The organism is Pantoea sp. ME81, assembly GCF_903970985.1.
In the GTDB taxonomy this organism is placed as follows: Bacteria; Pseudomonadota; Gammaproteobacteria; order Enterobacterales; family Enterobacteriaceae; genus Pantoea; species Pantoea communis.
The window spans coordinates 1-19607 of record NZ_CAJCKS010000093.1 but is presented as its reverse complement, the minus strand read 5'-3'; the positions used below and the strand labels follow the sequence as shown (position 1 = coordinate 19607).

Here is a 19607-nt window from a genome sequence, read left to right as displayed (position 1 = left end):
CATTTCGGCGTGCGCGACTGGCTGATGTGGTGTGGATTCCCCTGCAGGAGCACGATGCCATTTCTGAAGTCTGGCTGGTCTGGTCAGCCACGCGGCAACCCACTGCGCAAATGCACAATATGATGCAATTGATGATGCAGAATGCCGAAATTTAAATCGTCTGATGATCAATGGCCCGATCTTTATGTGCGATAAATCACATTTCTAATCAAATATTTGACGCTGCCTGCCAATCTGCATCACCATAGCTGCTGTTTATTTAGAAGCGCGAAAATATCCGGGAGCAGGGCGTGAATCTGGACAGTCAGCCTGGCCACATTGACCAAATAAAACAGACCAACGCAGGTGTGGTTTACCGACTGATTGACCTTTACGGCCCGATTTCGCGTATTGAGCTTTCTAAACGTGCCCAGCTGGCACCCGCCAGCATCACCAAAATTGTGCGTGAAATGCTGGATGCGCATCTGGTGCAGGAAACCGAGTTCCAGGATCCAGGCAGCCGTGGCCGTCCGGCCATTGGTTTGATTCTTGATACCCTCGCCTGGCACTATCTTGCCATCCGTATTCAACCGGGACAGATCACGTTAACGCTGCGCGATCTGAGCAGCCGTGCTTTGCAGGAAGATCGACTGCCACTGCCTGCCAGCGCTGACCAGCCGCTGCTGCAAACGCTGCAGCAAATGGTTAATGACTTCTTCGTCCGCCATCAGAACAAACTTGAGCGTCTTACCGCGATTGCCATCACCTTACCCGGTTTAATTAACGCGGCGTCGGGTGTGGTGCATCGCATGCCGGGCTATGACGTGCAGGAAATGCCGTTAGGTGAAACACTTTCCTCGCTCACGGGTTTACCGGTATTTGTGCAACATGACATCTCCGCCTGGACGCTGGCCGAAGCGCTGTTCGGTGCTTCGCGCGGTGCGCAGGATGTTATTCAAATAGTGATTGATGAAACGGTTGGTGCGGGTGTGATCAGCGGGGGCCAGCTTTTGCACAAACGAGGTCGTGCGCTGGTAGAAATTGGGCATACGCAGATCGATCCTTACGGCCAGCAGTGTTACTGCGGTAATCATGGCTGTCTGGAAACCGTGGCCAGCACAGGCAGTTTATTGCAGCTGGCGGCCCAGCGTTTATCTTCGCAACCCGACAGTTTGCTGCATCGGGAACCGCTAACCATCGCCAGTTTATGCGCAGCCGCGCAGCAGGGCGATCGACTGGCGCGTGATGTGATTGCCGGTGTCGGCCACCACATTGGTCGCATGTTGGCAATGATGGTGAATATCTTCAATCCCCAACAAATCCTGATTGGTTCTCCGCTTAATCAAGCCGCTGAGGTGCTCTTTCCTGCCGTTAGCAGCACCATTCGTCAGCAGGCGTTACCCGCATACAGTCATGAGATCCAACTTGCCCCTACCAGCTTTAGCGATCCGGGCACTTTTGGTGCCGCCGCGCTGATCAAAGACTCACTTTATAGCGGCCATTTGCTGGTAAAACTGTTGCAAGGCTAATCACTGCTCACCTTAAGTTTGCGCTAACGCAATCTGCCATCCGAGACATTTCCTTAAACTGCCTTCTTCGCAGGTTACACATCGCTTCAACGAAGGAGGAATAAGGTGAAAACAATCTTTGTCACCGGTACCGACACCGCGGTGGGTAAAACCGTCGTGTCACGCGCGCTGCTGCAGTGTTTCGCCAAAGCGGGTCTCTGTGCAGCAGGCTACAAACCTGTTGCTAAAAGTGCACAGCACACGCCAGACGGATTGCGTAATAAAGATGCTTTGCTGCTGCAGCAGGCATCGGGTCTTGAACTGCCTTACCAGGCGGTGAATCCCATCACCCTGGAAGAAGATGAAATCAGCACCAGCGCATCCGTGCGAATGGATTATCCGTTGCTGAGCCGCAGCCTTGAGCAGTTACAAAGCCGCGCCGCGCGGGTGGTGGTGGAGGGTACTGGCGGCTGGCGCAGTCTGATGAATGATCTGCAGCCGTTGTCCAGTTGGGTTCAACAGGAACAACTGCCGGTCGTCATGGTGGTGGGCATTAAGGAAGGTTGCATTAGCCATGCTTTACTGACTGCTAATGCCATCGTAGGTGATGGGCTGCCTTTAGCAGGTTGGGTCGCCAACCGTATTAATCCGGGATTAGCACATTACGCTGAAATCATTGATGTTCTGCGTGAAAAGCTAGGCGCACCGCTGCTGGGTGAGTTGCCTTATCTGCCGCGTGCCGAACAGCGTGAGCTGAGTGGTTACCTGGACATTTCCCTGCTGGATGAGGCATTAATGCACGTTGATAGTGCACAGCCTGCGGCATGATGAAACGAAGTGATGCAAATGATCGGTGGCTGAATCTAAGGTTTCGGATTCAGCATCCGAGATCGCTCTGCTTAAATCAGCTTATAATCATGCGGTTATAAATTTTTTCCTCAATGTGAGTGCCAATGGCGTGAATCATGCATCAGCCATGCTGATGAATATTCTGCCGGAGCACACACATGTCGCACTCCCCTAAAGGTTTATTGTATGGGCTTGATGCCCGTATTGGTCCTGTTCCCGCCTTTTTCGCTGCGTTGCAGCACGTCCTTGCCAGCGTGGTAGGGATCATTACGCCGCCACTGATTATTGGTTCAATCCTCGGATTGCAGACTTACATTCCGTATCTGATCAGCATGTCTTTGCTGGTTTCCGGTTTAGGGACATTTCTGCAGGCGCGTCGCTTTATGGGGATTGGGGCGGGCATGATTTGCCTGCAAGGCACCAGCTTTGCTTTTCTCGGCGTCATCTTATCTGGCGGTTTGATGGTGAAAGCGCAGGGCGGTTCACCGGAAGCAATCATGGCGATGATCATGGGCTGTAACTTTGTGGCCGCGTTTATCCCCATGTTGATCAGCCGTTGCGTAGCGCCGTTGCGGAAAGTGCTGACGCCGGTGGTGACCGGCACGGTGATTACCTTGATCGGCATCAGCCTGATTAAAGTGAGCATCACCGATTGGGCAGGCGGCCATAACGCTGCTGACTTTGGTGCGCCAGGAAATCTGGCGCTGGGTGGGCTGACGCTGCTGGTGATTATTGTGCTTAACCGTTCCCAGAATCGCTGGATGCGCCTTATCGCGGTGGTAGCAGGTATCGCCGTGGGCTGTCTGGCGGCGGCACTGACCGGCCATCTGCCCATCAAACCGATGATGTCCAGCCACTGGCTGGTTTTGCCTTCATTTTTCCGCTTTGGTTTCGATTTTAGCTGGAGCATTTTCGTGCCGATTGCGCTGGTGTCGGTGATTTGCGTGATTGAGGCGGTAGGGGATTTGACGGCGAATTGCCTGATTTCGCAGCAACCCATTGAGGGCGACGGTTTTCAACGTCGTTTGCAGGGTGGCATTTTGGCTGATGGGATTAGCTGTCTGTTCGCCGCGATGTTTTCGGCATTCCCTAATACTACCTTTGCGCAGAATAACGGTGTGATTCAGATGACCGGCGTGGCCAGCCGTTATGTTGGCATGGTGATTGGTGTGATGCTGTTGCTGTTAGGGGTGTTTCCGGTGATCGGCAATGTGCTGCAGCAAATCCCTGCGCCGGTTCTCGGTGGCGCTACCCTGGTGATGTTTGGCAGTGTGGTGGCGGCAGGCATTCGGGTGATGACGCAATCCCCGTTGGGACGCCGTGAGATGTTAATCGTCGCGGTGTCATTTGGCATTGGCTTAGGCGTTGAAGCGGTTCCCGAGGTGTTGAAGCAGTTGCCACCGTTGGTGAGTAATTTGTTTGGTCATGCGGTGACGACGGGTGGCATTCTGGCGATGCTGTTGAATATCGTGCTGCCATCGGAGCGGGGTGATGAGCGGGTGATCAATGCGGTGAATGAAAATCACTGATTTAAATCTGTACGCGTGTGGAATAGGTGGGGATTTAAACCGCTGGCTGTGAGTCGGTGCGTACGCCGGAAGAGGCGGCAGATCGTAAAGACGCCCTAAACCGTTCCTGGGGCTCGGCCCGCGCCATCCCTGGCGCAGCACGCTTTACTCCTCTGCCGCCTCTTCCAACGTTTCAGCGGTTGTGCGGTTTGTCTGAAGTCAGGCTATTGTGCGATTTGCTCAAGGATTAAGCCATCGCGCTGCTTGTCTGAATGCAGGCTGTCGTGCACAGGGCCTTAAGATTCAGCCATTGTGCGTCTGGTTAAGGATTCAGTCTGCGGCGCGTACGTCCTGAGCTGAGATAATCCGCGATATAGTCTTGCGAAATCTCACCGCTGTAGCGTCCTTCCTCGTCCACGATCGGCATCCAGACGGTGTTGTGCTCATACAGCTTGGATAGCACCACGCGCAGATTTTCTTCGGCCTTACCGGTCACTTTGAAGGTATGCAGCATCTCCTCGCAGCGTCCGGCGGCATTACGTGCTTCGCGACGCTTCACAAATCCCAGCGGCTTGCCATCATTATCTACCACGGTGACAGATCGCATGTCGTTGTCATCCATGGTGGCGAACGCCTCCTGCAACGGCGTGCTGCGCTGCACGGTGATAGTTGGCTGTTGATCGGTGACGTCGCCCGCCTGCACCAGCAGCAGGCGTTTCAGCGTGCGGTCCTGTCCAACAAAAGAACCGACAAAATCATTGACCGGTTTTGCCAACAGCTCGTCGGGGCTGGCGCACTGTACGATTTTGCCCTGTCCAAACACCGCGATGCGGTCACCCAATTTGAGTGCTTCATCGATGTCATGGCTTACCAGCATTACGGTTTTCTTCAACTGGCGCTGCATTTCGAGAAACTCATTCTGAATCACTTCACGGTTGATTGGGTCGACAGCACCAAAAGGTTCGTCCATCAGCAGTACCGGTGGATCAGCCGCCAGCGCGCGGATCACGCCGATACGCTGCTGCTGACCACCGGACATTTCTCGTGGATAGCGATGCAGGAATTTGCTGGGATCGAGCGCCACCATGCTCATCAACTCGGTAGCACGTTCGCGGCAGCGCTTTTTATCCCAGCCCAGCATGCGCGGCACCACGGTAATGTTCTCTTCAATGGTCATGTTAGGGAACAGACCAATCTGCTGAATCACGTAGCCGATATTGCGGCGCAGCGTCACGGTATCTTGTCCGCTGGTGTCTTCACCGTTGATCAAAATTTTTCCGCTGCTGGCTGGGATCAGACGGTTGATCATTTTCAGCGTGGTGGTTTTGCCACAGCCGGAAGGGCCGAGCAGCACGCACATCTCTCCGGCAGGTACTTCCAGGCTGACGTTATCTACGGCGTTAAAGGCGGTGCCGTTTTTTTGTGTAAAGGTTTTCGTCAGGTTTTCCAGTTTTATCATTATCGAATCCCCTTAGGAGTCAGCGCCGACTGCAAACGGTGCAGTAGCCAATCAAGCACAATCGCTAATAAACAAATCATTAGTGCACCGGCAATCAGCATGCGCACATCACTGCCGCTGATACCATCCAGCAGCTGTAAACCCAATCCACCTGCGCCGATGACTGCGGCAATCGCCATCACGCCAACGTTCATGACCACCGCAGTGCGGATACCGCCGAAGATCACTGGCAGCGCCATCGGAATTTCGACCCAGCGCAGGCGCTGCCAGAAGGTCATTCCTATGCCGCGACCGGCTTCACGCAGCCCTGGCGACAGGTTTTCCAGTGCGGTATGGGTGTTACGCACAATCGGCAGCAGGGAGTAAAGGAACACCGCGCAGATAGCGGGCAGCGCACCAATACCCTGACCGATCATGGAAAACAGCGGAATCATCAGACCAAACAGCGCGATGGTTGGAATCGTCAGTACGATGGTTGCGATACCGAGCACCGGCGTCGCCAGCCATTTAAAGCGCACAATCAAAATGCCCAGTGGCACGCCAACAATGATGGCGAATCCCACTGCCACCAGCACCAGCCAGGTGTGCTGCCAGGTTAAGGCCATCAGGGTGTGCCAGTTACTCATGATGTAATGCAAAGTCTCCATGACGCCTCCTTACAGCATGTTTTTCGATTGCAGGAAATCACGCGCCACCTGCTGCGGTGACTGATGATCGATATCAACACGTTTGTTCATCTCGGTGATCGCTTCGTCGGTGATCAGCGGTGAGAGTTGATTGAGGGCCGCATCCAGTCCCGGATGGCTTTTCAACACATCCTGACGTACGACTGGCGTGACGTTGTAACTCGGGAAGAAGTGTTTATCATCTTCCAAGACCTTGAGATCAAAGCCTTTGACTCGCCCATCGGTGGTATAAATCAAGCCCGCATCGACAAAACCATCACGTACCGCGTTGTACACCAATCCCGGGTCCATCTGGCGAATCTGCGGGCGATCTAGCGGCATGTCGTAGGCTTTCTGCAACGGCTTCAGGCCATCGGAACGGCCGGAGAACTCTAAGTCGAGCCCGAGTTTCCAGTTGTGGTCGGGGTCGGTTTTGCGCACCTGTTCCAGTTTGGCAACCAGCTGTGACATGGTGCTGATGCCTTCTTTATCGGCGCGTGCACGCTGCATGGCAAATGCATAAGTGTTGTTCATTGGCGCGGGATCGAGCCACACCAGACCCAGTTTGGCATCGAGTTGTTTAACGGTTTTATAAGCCTCTTCAGATGACATCGGTTTGTTGATGTGGTTGAAGATGATCAGCGAGGTACCGGTGTACTCCCAGGTCATATCGATTTGCTTGTTGATCATCGCATTACGACCAATCGTGGTGGCGATATTGGTTTTAGGGACCACCTGAAAACCTTTCTTTTGCAGCCAGAGCACGGTCATGGCAGACAAAATATGCTGTTCGGTAAAGCTCTTGGTTGCCATCACAATCGGCGTGGCCGCAGCGGCGGTTTGGCTGATGGCCAGTGTGGCGGCCAGTGCCAGCGCGGTGTGTTTCACCCAGCGCGTTAAGTTATGCGTTTTACCCATCACTTAGCTCCTTGTGTTAAGCCGCAGAGTGCGGGCTGAGGAAACGACCCAATGCTGCCAGCAGCAAATCGAGGATCAACGCAAACAGGGCGGTGGCCACGGCGCCGAGGATCAACGTAGGGAAGTCATTGAGGTAAATGCCGGGGAAAATCAGTTCGCCAAAACTGCTGGCACCAATCAGGAAGGCCAGCGGTGCCGTACCGACATTGATGGCGGTCGCAATGCGCACACCCGCCAGAATCACTGGCAAGGCATTGGGAATTTCTACCTGACGTAAACGCTGGAATTTGGTCATGCCGATGCCGTTGGCAGCTTCAATCAGTGACGGCGGTACGGCGCTTAATCCGGAATAGGTATTACGCACGATAGGTAACAATGAGGCGAGGAACAGGGCGATTAACGCAGGCCGATCGCCAATCCCGACAATGACCATGGCCAGTGCGAGAACAGCCAGCGGCGGCAAGGTATTCCCGACGTTAAAGATCTGCATCACATATTCAGCCCAGCGGCGAGCAAACGGGCGGCTGAGCAAAACCCCGCTCGGAATGCCAATCAGCAGGGCGAAAAACATTGACCAAAACACTAAAAACAGATGCTGCTGACCCAGATAAATTAAGTCTTCTTGCCGGTCGCGCAGCGTATTCAACCCGATTCCCCAAACCAGCAGGGCAATCACCGCGACGATGCCCAGTAGTGCCAGCCCGGCTCTACTAACGAGCGATGCATTTTGCATGCGAGAGTCTCCCTGATTCGACAAATTGTTCGGTCTTGTTATGTCATTTCACGGTTGAAGGCGTAATGGAGAACAAACCACATACGAAAATCCTTCACGCTATTAAATTGCAGATAAAATGACTGTTAGATACTGCTTTTCCAGTGAATAACTGGAAAGTGCTGTTAAAAGCTATAGCATGCTTAGCGTATTGCGCCAGTTTTCACGGCAAAATCAGACAGATAGAAGGGCGGTTAAAACCTTCTTAACCCGCATGAAATAAGGCATCATCCGACAATAAAAAAAATTCATCGAATTGTGTGACGTTGTCACACAAAGGGCGCACGCAGAGGAAACTCGTCTGATGGAAAATCAGCTAGCCTTGAGAGAAAAAAGGGAGACGTATGACTGAAACTGCAGAATTGAACACGGAACATCGCCACTGGATCCTTATCGCCTGCATGCTCGCCATGTTTATGGCCGCGATTGAAGTCACCATTGTGGCGACCGCGATGCCGACCATTATTGCTGAACTCGGCGGTTTCTCGCAGTTTGGCTGGGTCTTCTCTATCTATTTGCTGACTCAGGCCGTGAGCGTGCCACTCTATGGTCGGCTTGCTGATATGTGGGGGCGTAAACGACTCTTTTTCATTGGCGTCTCGCTGTTCCTGATCGGTTCGGTATTGTGCGGTTTTGCGCATACCATGACGTGGTTAATTCTGTTTCGCGCGTTTCAGGGGCTGGGTGCAGGCGCGATTATGCCGCTCACCAGCACCATTGTGGCCGACATCTATTCCCCGCGCGAACGTGCCCACGTGCAGGGATGGCTTTCCAGCGTCTGGGGTGTCGCGGCTATTATTGGGCCACTGAGTGGTGCCTGGCTGGTTCAGCACTTTAACTGGTCGGTGATTTTCTGGGTGAACGTGCCGATCGGTCTGTTTTCCATGCTGCTGTTAGCGCGTTTCTTACCGGCGCGTGAGCATCACAAAGGGGCAACACTGAATCTTACCGGCAGCTGCTGGCTGATGATTTGCGTTACGGCACTGTTAGTGGCGCTGTTGCAGGCGGATGCCCTTGGTTACTGGTTACTGGCATTCCTGTTATTGGCACTGCTGGCGGGCTGGCAATTAAAACAGCATGAACAGCGTGCTGAAGCACCGCTGTTTCCTCTCGCCATCTGGCGCAGCCGTCTAATTCTGGCAGGCAATGCCGGTAATCTGATCATCGGTGCCACCATGATGGGCATCAGCGCGTTTCTGCCAACCTGGATTCAGGGTATTACTGGCGGTACACCGCTGCAGGCGGGGAGTGCGTTGGCGATGATGTCGATTGGCTGGCCGTTAGCCAGCACGCTGAGTGGTCGATTGATGTTAGTCACGTCCTATCGCTTTACCGCGCAGCTGGGAGCCTTGTTATTGATTGCGGGTAGCGCGCTGCTGCTGTTATTGCGTACCGACAGTTCAATCATGCAAGCCGGGCTGACTGCTTTTGTCATTGGCACGGGTATGGGCATGACCAGCACCACCTTCCTGGTGTCGGTGCAAAACCATGCGCATTACGACATTCGTGGCATTTGCACCGCGTCAATTATGTTTAGCCGCATGCTGGGTTCAGCGATTGGTACTGCGCTGATGGGCGCGGTACTGAACTTCAATCTTGCGCAGCGTCTGCCACAGGCCAGTGATCCGATGCAGCAAATCATGTCACATGAAAGCCGTCAGTCACTGTCCGAAGCGACGTTGCATCAGTGGACCGGACAGATCGCTGCTTCGCTGCATTGGGTGTTTGTGGTGGCGTTAGTGATTGCGATGCTGACGTTGTGGATTGCGTGGTTGATGCCGCGTCAGCGGCCAGAGGCAGAATAGAAAAGGGCGGCCATCAGCCGCCCTTTCAGTATTACTGCGCGGGAGCATCCTGTGAACTGCCTGCGCTGGCCGGGACATTGCTTTCACTGTCTCGACCGTTTTTCTTGTACACAATTTTCTGGCTGTCATTTTCGCAGTGACCCACTACCTGGCCGCCCGCTTGATCGGCCTGATCGTTAGGCACGATATCCAGCGTAAAGTCCGATTCGGCCACGCCGTTACTGACGATCTTTTTACTGATATCCGCTTTAACGGTTTCACAGGAAGCCTGCGCCAGCATCGGCAACGCCAGCATTGCCATCAACATCACTGCATTACGTTTTTTCATCACACTCTCCTTGGTTCTGAATTCCCTGGAAAACTATAGCAGCAACAGCGAATTAAGGGGCGACCGTACGGCCGGTACGACGATCAAGGCAGCGCAGAGTGTTCGGTTCCCAATACGCATTGACGTTATAGCTCTTCTCGCAGCTATCACGGGTGTCGAAAGCTTTATCGGTTTTATCGAACTCTTTCTCGACGCGCGTGTTGACCTTATTGCGCAGATTCTTCGTGTCGTTCCACTGTTCTTTGCTTTGACGCGCGGCTTCGTTGCTGGAAGCACTGTTGCCGTTCTCAATGATCAGGCGGTCAGTTTGGGCCGATGCCAGCGGTGCAGTCAGCAGCGCGCCGCAGGTTAACGTCACAGTCAGCAGGAGAGAAAACAGGTTTTTCATTGTGATTTCCTTTAGTTAACACCAGCACAGCCAGAAACCCGGCTGTCACAACCATGAGGGCTAGTATATCATCGCTGCAACTTTGCTCACCAGCGGTGAGCCTTTTGTTTAGGCGAGAGAGAGATTTTCTATGCTGGTGAAAACCACTTTACTGTTTTTTTTGACTGCGATTGCCGAAATTGTTGGCTGTTTCCTGCCGTGGCTGTGGCTGAAGAAGGGAATGAGCGCGTGGCTATTGTTACCTGCAGCGGCGAGTCTGGCGTTGTTTGTCTGGTTGCTGACGCTGCATCCGGCAGCGAGCGGTCGTGTGTACGCGGCTTACGGGGGTGTCTATGTGGTGACGGCGCTGATTTGGCTGCGCGTGGTGGATGGCGTCAAGCTCAGTACATGGGATTGGATTGGCGCGCTTGTAGCGTTTAGCGGCATGTTGATTATTGTCGCCGGTTGGGGCCGGGCGTAAGCGATGGGCGCAACCTGTGCGCCCGTGACAATATTCAGCCTTTATGCACTTTCAGACCCGCAAGCGTCTGGGAGACCGGCATGATTTCCAGCGTATTGATATTGACGTGTTTAGGCAGTGTCGTGACCCAATACACCGCTTCAGTGACATCTTCCGCTGTCAGCGCGGTGGTGCCTTCGTAAACGGCATCCGCACGCCCATCATCGCCTTTGAAGCGCACATTAGAAAACTCGGTGCCACCCACTAATCCCGGCTCGATATCGGTGACGCGCAGCGCGGTACCGTGCAAATCGGTACGCAGATTGAGGCTGAACTGGCGCACGAATGCTTTGGTCGCGCCATATACGTTGCCGCCCTGATAAGGCCAGCTGCCCGCGATGGAGCCGATGTTAACGATGTGACCGACATTGCGCTCCACCATGGCGGGCAGCACGGCACGCGTCATATACACCAAACCTTTGTTATTGGTGTCGATCATGTTTTCCCAGTCTTCAATATTGGCTTTGTGCGCGGGCTCGATCCCTAATGCCAGACCGGCATTATTCACCAGCACGTCGATTTCACGCCACTCTGCGGGCAGCGCAGCGATAGCTTCATCGATAGCGGCGCGATTACGCACATCCAACTGAACGGTATAAAGGTTGGCACCCAACTCCTCTTTCAGCTCTTTCAGACGCTCTGCGCGGCGTCCGCTGGCAATCACTTTATGACCATTAGCGATGAAGCGACGGGTGATGCTTTCACCAAAACCGGCGGTGGCGCCAGTGACAAAAATAATCATCTCACTGTTCCTTAAACAATTGTACGTCAATGTTAACCAATTGATTTTAAATTTAAAAACCAACAATGAAACTCTACGAATTATGGGCGGGGGAAGCGAGATCATTTTGTGAGTGCCTGGTTGAGCAAATTTACCCGGCTGTACTCAGCTCTCCAATCCATAAACCGTATACATCATAAACCATCTATGCAGGCTCATGGTCTTTGTGCGTTGCGATAAATGTGGGATTAGCCGCTGTGGAGGGCATTTAACCTGCGCAACAATCTGGCTTTGAGGAGGGCGGAGGCACGGGCACAGCGCTGCGTAACGTGGGTCAATTCATGCTAACAGGTTGCATGCTTTGGTTGATTCAAGACATGCTGCTTTTATGACTCACCGAGCCTGACGTGTGCTATCTGGCTGGCGGTGAGAGGTATTCAATTCATAACCGGATTCGGCCTGCTGTTTGCTCAGCGTTGCGAACGAAAGCGAACCTGGCATCGCGGTTTATCACCACGATACCAGGCGCCTGTTTGGCTCAGTGAATCAGAAAGAACTCCAGTTATCCTCTGGGGAGTTTCCCGCTGTAGCCAGCGCTGTACGCGATTTTAGCGGAGAGAGAACCGGCTTTTTGACGTGACTTTCTGATTTCGGTGTCATGGCATCAGCGCTCTCCATCAATTTAAACGTGCTGACCAGTTCTGCCATTACGGCGGCCTGCTCGGACATGGACTGGGCTGCACTGGCTGACTCTTCAACCAACGCCGCATTCTGCTGCGTGGTGGTGTCAATTTGCCCCATCGCGATATTGATTTGACCAATACCATCGCTTTGTTCGCGGCTGGCATGGGCAATTTCTTCAATCAGCTGCGTCATATTGTGGATATCAGACACAATACTGGTCATTCCCTGATCGGCTTTCACAACCAGCTCCCTGCCTGACGTCACGCGTGCAACCGTGTCATCAATCAGTGTTTTGATCTCGCGCGCGGCACCCGCGCTGCGCTGCGCCAGACTACGCACTTCACTGGCAACCACCGCGAAGCCTCTTCCTGATTCTCCCGCTCGCGCAGCCTCAACAGCGGCATTCAGTGCCAAAATATTGGTCTGGAAAGCAATGCCATCAATCACCTTAATAATTTCGGACATTTTCTGCGAATCGTTCGAGATTTCCTGTATGCGTGTCGAAACATCGTTCATTACAGCACCGTTGTCTCTGACCGCGGAGGCCACGCCACTGACAAACTGGCGCGCCTGCTCAGTATTACTGGCGGTATTGCTCAGCGTTGAAGTCAGCTCTTCTAACGTGGCGGCCGTTTCCTCCAGGCTTGCTGCCTGTTCATCGGTACGAGAGGCCAGATCATTGTTGCCTCCGCTTATTTCACTGGAAGCAAGCGCGATGTTGTTGGCACCTTCACGCACGCGGAGCAGCACGCCCGAGAGTTTTTCAACAAAGCGGTTGAATGCCGCTGATATCTGCGCCAGCTCATCGCCGCCACGCACCTCCAGGCGACGCGTCAGATCACCTTCCCCTGAAGCAACGTCTTCCAGGGCGTCGCGTAAAATGGCGAGGCGACGCAACTGCTGGTTGAACACCAGCCCGGCAATCAGCGCGGTAATAATCAGGCTCACCAGGGTGATGAGGATGCTTTCCCGCTGTAATGTCGTCAGCGATGCCGTCACTTCATCACGATCAACGGCAATCACCAGTGACCACGGCGTCCCTTTTACCGGAGAGGCGTAAACGAACTGCTGTTCACCGCCGATGGTCAGTTCAGCATGCCCACCCTGACTGGCCAGATTTTGGATAACTTTGAGGTCGAGTGAAGGTGACAACTCAGTGACCGGCTTGAGAATAAGGTCAGACTTCGGCGCGGCAATCAATTTACCGCTGCTGTCCACCAGGAATGCAAAGCTCTTCTCCAGTGGATGAATCGCATTCACCGTATTGGAGACGGTATCCAGGTGCAGATCGCTGCCGATCACACCCAATGTTTTTCCGTTATCGACAATCGGCTGAGCAAAAGTAATGGTCAGCTTGCCGGTTGAGGCATCAACATAAGGGTCCAGCAACACCGGATGGCCAGCTTTTACCGTTTCCAGATACCACGGACGCTGGCTGCCATCATAGGTGGCTGGCATAGGATGGACGAACACATGGGAATGAGGCTCAGGATAGACGATATAGGCATCATCAAACTCGCCAGCTTCGATCGCCGCACGCAGAAAAGGGACCGCATCGTCATGACGACCAAAAGCCGTTTTGATCGAACCGGTGATACGTTGTTTCTCTGCCGCCCAGCCGGCCAGTTCCGCCGCATGAACGCGGGAGAGCTGGCCAATGCGCTCATCAATGCTTTCAAGTGTCTTTCCACGCACGGTGGTGTAGGTAAAAGTGGCAAGTGCGATAAGGGATACTGCCGTGATGACCACGCTGATAGCGATTAAACGCGAGCGTATTGTTTTAAACATGTTTGACCTTCCACCCAACTGGATCACATTAGAGGTTTGTTTTTTCCAGAATGCGTCCTGCGTCACTGAAAATACGGAATACGTTCTCTGTTATCGGTAATCCCATCTAAAACTGTAGGGAACCGATTGCGCGGTGGAAGAGTATTAAGGCACTAAAAAGGGAAGGGACTCAGCGCGCCCGTCGTCCTGATAAAGAGAGACGGGCACACTATACTTAACGAAGCGAGCGCTCAAATGCACTCGCTGATACCGCTTAACTTAACGCGACGAGGGACAGCTGATGCGAGTCGGTATAACGGTCAGTGGCCAATGGCATCGCGTCCTCATCAACCTGGAACTGCGTCACCGACTGCTGCAAATTCACCACCTGCTGTTGCAGTGAGCTGGCAGCGGTTGCCACTTCAGCCACCAGTGAGGCATTCTGTTGTGTTACACCATCCATCTGCTGGATAGCGATGTTGATCTGCGAGATGCCGCGCGTCTGCTCGCCGGAAGCCAGCATCACTTCATCCATGATATCGACCACTTTTTTCACATCGAGCATCACTTCATTCATGGTGACGCCAGCATCTTTAACCAGTCCTGAACCCTGCTCAATATTGCTGAGCGAGTCATTGATCATCAGGCCAATTTCCTTCGCGGCGGTGGCGCTGCGCTGAGCCAGCACTCGAACTTCCGAAGCGACCACAGCAAAACCGCGTCCCGCTTCTCCTGCACGCGCGGCTTCAACTGCTGCGTTCAAGGCCAGCAGGTTAGTCTGGAAGGCAATGCCGTCAATCACACCGACGATGTCGCCGATTTTTGCCGAGCTTTTCTCAATAGAACTCATGGTGGTGACCACTTCAGACACCACTGTTGCACCACGCGAAGCAGAATCTGAAGCCTTCTGCGACAATGCGTTAGCTTTGCGCGTGTTGTCCTCATTGTTTTTCACTGTCGCCATAATCTGCTCCATGCTGGATGCCGTCTCATCCAGTGAGGCCGCCTGTTGCTCAGTCCGGCTGGAGAGGTCGATGTTGCCCGTCGCGATTTCTTCAACGCCGGAGCCGATCGCATCGGTGCCACTGCGGACCATCAGCACCATGTTTGCCAGGCCATCGCGCATACGCTGTACCGCGGCAAACAATTGCGCAATTTCATTTTTACCGGAGATATCGATGCGCGCACGTAAGTCACCTTCGGCGATGCGATCAAACACGTTGATCACATGATTGAGCGGCTTAACGATAAGATTGGTCATCACCGACCAGGCCAGCGCGGCCAACACCAGCGCACAGGCGATACAAAAGTACAGCGTAAACGCCATATGCTGAACCCGATCGCTGGAGTCACTGTAGGCGACATCAATACTTTTAATTTTAAAGGCCACCAGCGCTTTAGAGGCTTTATCAAAGGCACCGTATAACGCCGTTGATTTCCCTGCACGCTGGCGGTATTCATCCAGTTTGCCTGCTTCGAGCGCGGCAAAAGCCGGATCGATAAACTCTTTCATCAGCGCATCGCGTGTGGTGGCCATTTCAGCCGCAATTGGCTTCTCTGCTGAGGATTGTGGATATTTCAGATATTCCTGCCATTTCGCACTGGCGTTATCTATTTTACCTCTGGCGCGCTCTAGCGCGACTTTGGCTTTTTCGGCATCGCCACTGCCCACCAGTGATTCATATAAACGCAAATCCAGTCGTCCACGTAATAAAAGTTCTGAGCTTTCATTGAGCGCCACCAGGCCCGGTAAAACTTCGGTATCAACGGTGGCAAAGGATTTATTGCCAGACTGTACGGCAAATAACCCTAAAATACCGACGAACAGCAATAATGCTGTTAATGAAAAAACCATGATGCTGAGGGCGGTGCGGATCTTTATTCTATGAAACATAACTATTCCCTGAGAACGTTTAATTGAAAAAGATGAAGGCGTAGTAACAATGATTTTTTATTAAAAGGGGAAGTCATGAGTGTGACTTCCCGTCAACAGGCGGATTTAACCCAAATACTAAGGCTTAGCGGTCTCGGCTAAGAAGGTCTGCAGTTTTTTATTATAAAATTTTGCTTGCATCATAGTGCCATGGCCGCTGGTTTCAGCACTGGCCGGAATAAGCAGTAATTCTGCTTTCTTTATCTTGGGCAATTCACTCTGCAAAATGCCGGTTTCAACCGGATTACGTTCATCATCTGCTGAATTAATGATCAGCATTGGTGCGGTAATACGGCTCAACCCAGGCATGGCATTATAATTTGCCGACGAACCCCAGATATAAATGAAATCGTTGGCATCCGCGGTGACAGGCCCAGCAAGACGTGCATCCACCAGTTTGTCTGCCAGCGCGCGCGTCGGAGCTTTATGTTGATAAGCGAGCGTACCGCCGGTGGTGGCAATACTGAACATGATATTGGCGGTTTTAAGCGTAGGGGGTTGCTGTTGATAGTTGCCTTCAGCCCAGGCAGGATCGCCTTTGATCGATTCAATCAGCATGCGGCGAAGCATCCAGTTGCGGCCCGATAACTCATTCGGCTGCGACGCCATCGGGACCAGTGCATCCATCATGCCGGGATATTTTTCACCCCACAGCCACGTCTGCATCCCGCCCATGGAATAGCCCATCACCAGGCGTAAATGCGAAATGCCCAAACCTTCTTTAATCAGCCGATATTGTGCTGTCACCATATCGTCGTAATCGTAATGCGGGAAGGTCATTCTCAAGCCATCAGAAGGTTTGGATGATTTTCCTGAACCAATGCCTTCCGGGATGATAATAAAATACTTGCTGGCATCCAGCGCCTGTCCAGGGCCAAATAACTCCCCGGCAAATCCCGGTGCCAATAAGGCACTCAGAGGTTGATTGGTTCCATGCAGTAATAATACCGCTGGTTTATTTTTATCACCTAAAGTAATGTAGTGAATGCGCACATCTTTTAATTTTTCACCGCTATTAAAGCTAAATTCTTTTGCGATCCAGTCAGCTTCTGTCGGTGTGGGTAATGAACTGGCTGCGTGCGTTATGGGTGATACAGTTAACAGAATGGCACTGGCCACTCCTGATATCATGCGATTAAACATAAACGTCGCTCTTAAGTGATGATATTCCCTGGAAGGCTGATATTAGTTTTAATAGAGATAAATCCCAATTAATATCAACGGGATTCAAGGAAAAGCAGACAATAATCTTCTTTTTTGAGTTTTAACGAGACGATTTTTATGCGGTTTTTCTTATGCTAATACATCCGCATGCCATGATGATGTTTAACATTTCTGTATTAATTCTCTTATTTCATCTGTCTCATCGTATTCCCTCTCATTTGTTTTCACTATCAGCGCTTATTAGCACACCCAAATCCTTCCTCTGCCACACCGAAATCTTACTGAAGTAAAATCTGTGCACTACAAGCGTGCGGCGCTGCACTTAAATGGCGCGCAGTTCGTGTTGTCATTACGCTTGTTTCCGCAGACATCTCATATCTGACACGCTTTTTATCCCCATGCAATCGGTTGCTTGTTTTAGCAACCGATTGCGCATTCGATTGCGGTTCCAAAGGGACATGAAATTGAATGTGGAGTGGTTAAGTTGTTGATAGGTAGAGGTATTTTTATAAACCCTCATTGGCATAGCGTTTGCAATAAACCTTGAAGGCAACTCATTGCACTTTTACTTATCAAGGAACCGTTATGCCTTACGCCTCTGAAACGCTATTGCGCGCCAGCTTTTTTGATTTCACCGCACTGGCTTCTCAGCCCGATGATATCGCTGCGCATGCGCGCTACCTCGAAGACGGCTTGCTGACGTTGCGCGCGGGTAAGGTGGTGTCACTTGAAAGCTGGGAGATTGCAGAAGGGCGTGTTGATACCGCCACGGTGATTGACCTGCGCGGCAAGCTGATCGTGCCGGGCTTTGTGGATACACATATTCACTATCCGCAAACGGAGATGATTGGCGCATTTGGCGAACAGTTGCTGGAGTGGCTAAACCAATATACTTTTCCGGTTGAGAGCCAATATCACTGCCCGGATCATGCTGCGCAGATGTCAGCCTTCTTCCTGCAACAGCTGTTGTCTAACGGCACTACCACGGCGCTGGTGTTTGGCACCGTGCACAAACAATCGGTCGATGCGCTGTTTCATGCCGCGCAACAGCTGGATATGCGTCTGATTGCCGGAAAGGTGATGATGGACCGCAACGCCCCCGCGTATCTGACAGAAACGCCGGATGAGAGCTATCAGGATTCACGTGAACTGATTGAACGCTGGCATCAGCGTGGTCGTCTGAGCTATGCCTTGACGCCACGTTTCGCGCCCACCTCCTCGCCAGAACTGCTGGAGAAAGTCCGTCAACTGCGCGAAGAGTTTCCGGATACCTGGCTGCACACCCATCTGAGCGAAAATCAGCAGGAGATCGCGTGGGTCAAATCGCTGTTCCCGGAGCGGGAGGGCTATCTCGATGTTTACCACCATCATCAGCTCACCGGAAAGCGCAGCGTCTTTGCACACTGTCTGCATCTGGAAGAGAACGAATGGCAATGCCTGCACGACACCGATTCCTCTATCGCATTTTGTCCGACGTCGAACCTGTTTCTTGGCAGTGGCCTGTTCAATATTAAACGCTGTTGGCAGCAGGGCGTGCGCATGGGCATCGGCACCGATGTCGGCGCAGGCACCACTTTTAATATGCTGCAAACGCTGGGTGAAGCGTACAAAGTTGGGCAGTTGCAGCAGTACAAACTCAGCGCCTGCGAAGCCTTTTACCACGCGACGCTGGGCGGCGCGCATGCACTGGACATCGACGATAAAATTGGCAATTTCAATCCCGGTAAAGAAGCGGATTTCGTGGTGATCGACCCGGCGGTTTCGCCGCTGCAAAAGCTGCGTAGCGGTAATAGCAAAGATATCTGGGAACGCTTATTTGCGATGATGACGCTGGGAGACGACCGCAACATTGCGCAAACCTGGGTCAGCGGCAAACCGGTGTGGCAGCGCGATCGAGAAGAGGCAACGGTATGATCCAGTTTCTGCTGAATAATCGGCTGGTCACCGAAACGGCCTTAGACCCGAATCTGACCGTGCTTAACTACCTGCGTAGCCATCAACAGCGGCGGGGAACCAAAGAGGGCTGCGCATCAGGTGACTGCGGTGCCTGTACGGTGACGCTGGGAAAAGTGGTGGCGGGGCGAATGCAGTATCAGGCCATCAACAGTTGCCTGACGCTGGTTAGCAGCCTGCAAGGCAAACAGCTGATCACCGTGGAAGATTTGAAACAGGGCCGTGAACTGCACAGCGTGCAGCAGGCGATGGTGGATTGCCACGGCTCGCAATGCGGCTACTGTACGCCGGGCTTTGTCATGTCGCTGTTCACTTTGCAGAAAAATACACAGGGCTGGAATCGGCAGCAGGCTGAACAAGCGCTGGCAGGCAATCTGTGTCGCTGCACGGGCTACCGGCCAATTATGGCCGCCGCACAGCAAGCTTGTGAGCAACCCGCAGAAGATAATTTTACGGCGGATGAGTCGGCACTGGTTCAGCGCTTACAGGCGTTGGATAACGGGGAAGTACAAATTCTCGAAGCCAACGGCAGTCGCTGTTTCGTCCCTAAAACTTTGGCACAATTGGCGACGCTGTATCAGCAGTATCCTGAAGCGCAACTGTTGGCCGGCGGCACCGACCTCACATTGAAAATGACTCAGCAGTACCAACGCTTACCGCTGTTAATCGCGTTAGAGCAGGTTGAGGCGTTAAGCGCCTGTTCTGAG

At 52.8% G+C, this 19607-nt stretch carries 17 protein-coding genes and 1 pseudogene; 8 read left to right on the top strand and 10 right to left on the bottom strand.

Translation table 11 applies throughout. The features are described 5' to 3' along the window. The 4 genes and pseudogenes from H7A81_RS27705 to H7A81_RS16750 form a co-directional block, all read left to right on the top strand. Positions 1–155 (top strand): annotated as a pseudogene (locus H7A81_RS27705) (LysR family transcriptional regulator); the annotation flags it as partial. Positions 156–290: 135 nt separating this feature from the next. Next, positions 291–1508, top strand: a complete 1218-nt coding sequence (locus H7A81_RS16760) for an ROK family protein (RefSeq protein WP_058960488.1) — start codon at positions 291–293, stop codon at positions 1506–1508. 105 nt (positions 1509–1613) lie between these two features. After that, a complete protein-coding gene (bioD, locus tag H7A81_RS16755) occupies positions 1614–2315 on the top strand; it encodes a dethiobiotin synthase (RefSeq protein WP_058960489.1) in 702 nt (233 codons plus the stop codon). Positions 2316–2494: 179 nt separating this feature from the next. After that, complete coding sequence (locus H7A81_RS16750; RefSeq protein ID WP_182058116.1) at positions 2495–3865, top strand: nucleobase:cation symporter-2 family protein; 1371 nt, start codon at positions 2495–2497, stop codon at positions 3863–3865. A gap of 301 nt (positions 3866–4166) precedes the next feature. Here H7A81_RS16750 and osmV read toward each other — a convergent pair whose 3' ends face one another. From osmV to osmY, 4 genes are read right to left on the bottom strand one after another with little or no spacing between them, the layout of a single operon-like run. Next, positions 4167–5303 carry an osmoprotectant ABC transporter ATP-binding protein OsmV gene (gene osmV / locus H7A81_RS16745; RefSeq protein WP_182058115.1) on the bottom strand — a complete coding sequence of 379 codons (1137 nt, stop codon included), beginning with the start codon at positions 5301–5303 and terminating at the stop codon, positions 4167–4169. After that, entirely contained in the window at positions 5303–5950 is a 648-nt protein-coding gene (gene osmW, locus H7A81_RS16740) for an osmoprotectant ABC transporter permease OsmW (RefSeq protein WP_034823432.1), read from the bottom strand. The genes osmV and osmW overlap by 1 nt, the downstream gene beginning before the upstream one ends. Positions 5951–5959: 9 nt before the next feature. Further along, on the bottom strand, positions 5960–6886 hold the full coding sequence (locus H7A81_RS16735; protein WP_058960491.1) for a glycine betaine ABC transporter substrate-binding protein: 927 nt from the start codon (positions 6884–6886) through the stop codon (positions 5960–5962). A 16-nt stretch (positions 6887–6902) separates the two neighbouring features. Further along, positions 6903–7619 (bottom strand): osmoprotectant ABC transporter permease OsmY, encoded by a 717-nt coding sequence (osmY, locus tag H7A81_RS16730; protein WP_182058114.1) that lies wholly within the window; start codon positions 7617–7619, stop codon positions 6903–6905. A gap of 383 nt (positions 7620–8002) precedes the next feature. On the opposite strand from osmY, the gene H7A81_RS16725 reads away from it, so the two are divergent. Further along, positions 8003–9463 (top strand): MDR family MFS transporter, encoded by a 1461-nt coding sequence (locus H7A81_RS16725; protein WP_166936665.1) that lies wholly within the window; start codon positions 8003–8005, stop codon positions 9461–9463. Between the two features lie 31 nt (positions 9464–9494). Here H7A81_RS16725 and H7A81_RS16720 read toward each other — a convergent pair whose 3' ends face one another. Together H7A81_RS16720 and H7A81_RS16715 are read right to left on the bottom strand one after the other, a co-directional pair. Continuing rightward, positions 9495–9791 carry a DUF1161 domain-containing protein gene (locus H7A81_RS16720; RefSeq protein WP_034823436.1) on the bottom strand — a complete coding sequence of 99 codons (297 nt, stop codon included), beginning with the start codon at positions 9789–9791 and terminating at the stop codon, positions 9495–9497. A gap of 52 nt (positions 9792–9843) precedes the next feature. Further along, positions 9844–10179, bottom strand: coding sequence for a DUF1283 family protein (locus H7A81_RS16715; protein ID WP_045833376.1), 336 nt, complete (start codon positions 10177–10179; stop codon positions 9844–9846). Positions 10180–10309: 130 nt separating this feature from the next. Here H7A81_RS16715 and H7A81_RS16710 point away from each other — a divergent pair, with 130 nt between their 5' ends. Further along, the gene (locus H7A81_RS16710; RefSeq protein WP_182058113.1) at positions 10310–10639 is read left to right on the top strand and encodes a YnfA family protein; all 330 of its coding nucleotides are present in this window, start codon (positions 10310–10312) and stop codon (positions 10637–10639) included. A 34-nt stretch (positions 10640–10673) separates the two neighbouring features. Here H7A81_RS16710 and ydfG read toward each other — a convergent pair whose 3' ends face one another. The 4 genes from ydfG to H7A81_RS16690 all read right to left on the bottom strand — a co-directional run bounded on the left by ydfG (position 10674) and on the right by H7A81_RS16690 (position 16926). Next, a complete protein-coding gene (ydfG, locus tag H7A81_RS16705; RefSeq protein ID WP_097117098.1) occupies positions 10674–11420 on the bottom strand; it encodes a bifunctional NADP-dependent 3-hydroxy acid dehydrogenase/3-hydroxypropionate dehydrogenase YdfG in 747 nt (248 codons plus the stop codon). A 525-nt stretch (positions 11421–11945) separates the two neighbouring features. Continuing rightward, positions 11946–13871 carry a methyl-accepting chemotaxis protein gene (locus H7A81_RS16700; protein WP_182058112.1) on the bottom strand — a complete coding sequence of 642 codons (1926 nt, stop codon included), beginning with the start codon at positions 13869–13871 and terminating at the stop codon, positions 11946–11948. A gap of 253 nt (positions 13872–14124) precedes the next feature. Further along, positions 14125–15744 (bottom strand): methyl-accepting chemotaxis protein, encoded by a 1620-nt coding sequence (locus H7A81_RS16695; RefSeq protein ID WP_160867360.1) that lies wholly within the window; start codon positions 15742–15744, stop codon positions 14125–14127. A 117-nt stretch (positions 15745–15861) separates the two neighbouring features. Then, on the bottom strand, positions 15862–16926 hold the full coding sequence (locus tag H7A81_RS16690; RefSeq protein ID WP_182058111.1) for an alpha/beta fold hydrolase: 1065 nt from the start codon (positions 16924–16926) through the stop codon (positions 15862–15864). A gap of 606 nt (positions 16927–17532) precedes the next feature. Here H7A81_RS16690 and guaD point away from each other — a divergent pair. Further along, positions 17533–18861, top strand: a complete 1329-nt coding sequence (gene guaD / locus H7A81_RS16685; protein ID WP_182058110.1) for a guanine deaminase — start codon at positions 17533–17535, stop codon at positions 18859–18861. Then, a partial coding sequence (locus H7A81_RS16680) for a 2Fe-2S iron-sulfur cluster-binding protein (RefSeq protein WP_182058109.1) occupies positions 18858–19607 on the top strand: 750 nt, incomplete at its 3' end. The genes guaD and H7A81_RS16680, both read left to right, overlap by 4 nt.

Excerpts from the sequence above, each read along its gene's own strand:
- H7A81_RS16735 (WP_058960491.1), bottom strand. The coding sequence starts at position 6,886 with ATGGGTAAAACGCATAACTTAACGCGCTGGGTGAAACACACCGCGCTG.
- H7A81_RS16690 (WP_182058111.1), bottom strand. The coding sequence starts at position 16,926 with ATGTTTAATCGCATGATATCAGGAGTGGCCAGTGCCATTCTGTTAACT.
- osmY (WP_182058114.1), bottom strand. The coding sequence starts at position 7,619 with ATGCAAAATGCATCGCTCGTTAGTAGAGCCGGGCTGGCACTACTGGGC.
- osmW (WP_034823432.1), bottom strand. The coding sequence starts at position 5,950 with ATGGAGACTTTGCATTACATCATGAGTAACTGGCACACCCTGATGGCC.
- H7A81_RS16750 (WP_182058116.1), top strand. The coding sequence starts at position 2,495 with ATGTCGCACTCCCCTAAAGGTTTATTGTATGGGCTTGATGCCCGTATT.
- ydfG (WP_097117098.1), bottom strand. The coding sequence starts at position 11,420 with ATGATTATTTTTGTCACTGGCGCCACCGCCGGTTTTGGTGAAAGCATC.
- H7A81_RS16700 (WP_182058112.1), bottom strand. The coding sequence starts at position 13,871 with ATGTTTAAAACAATACGCTCGCGTTTAATCGCTATCAGCGTGGTCATC.
- H7A81_RS16720 (WP_034823436.1), bottom strand. The coding sequence starts at position 9,791 with ATGAAAAAACGTAATGCAGTGATGTTGATGGCAATGCTGGCGTTGCCG.
- H7A81_RS16710 (WP_182058113.1), top strand. The coding sequence starts at position 10,310 with ATGCTGGTGAAAACCACTTTACTGTTTTTTTTGACTGCGATTGCCGAA.
- H7A81_RS16695 (WP_160867360.1), bottom strand. The coding sequence starts at position 15,744 with ATGTTTCATAGAATAAAGATCCGCACCGCCCTCAGCATCATGGTTTTT.
- H7A81_RS16725 (WP_166936665.1), top strand. The coding sequence starts at position 8,003 with ATGACTGAAACTGCAGAATTGAACACGGAACATCGCCACTGGATCCTT.
- osmV (WP_182058115.1), bottom strand. The coding sequence starts at position 5,303 with ATGATAAAACTGGAAAACCTGACGAAAACCTTTACACAAAAAAACGGC.
- H7A81_RS16715 (WP_045833376.1), bottom strand. The coding sequence starts at position 10,179 with ATGAAAAACCTGTTTTCTCTCCTGCTGACTGTGACGTTAACCTGCGGC.
- guaD (WP_182058110.1), top strand. The coding sequence starts at position 17,533 with ATGCCTTACGCCTCTGAAACGCTATTGCGCGCCAGCTTTTTTGATTTC.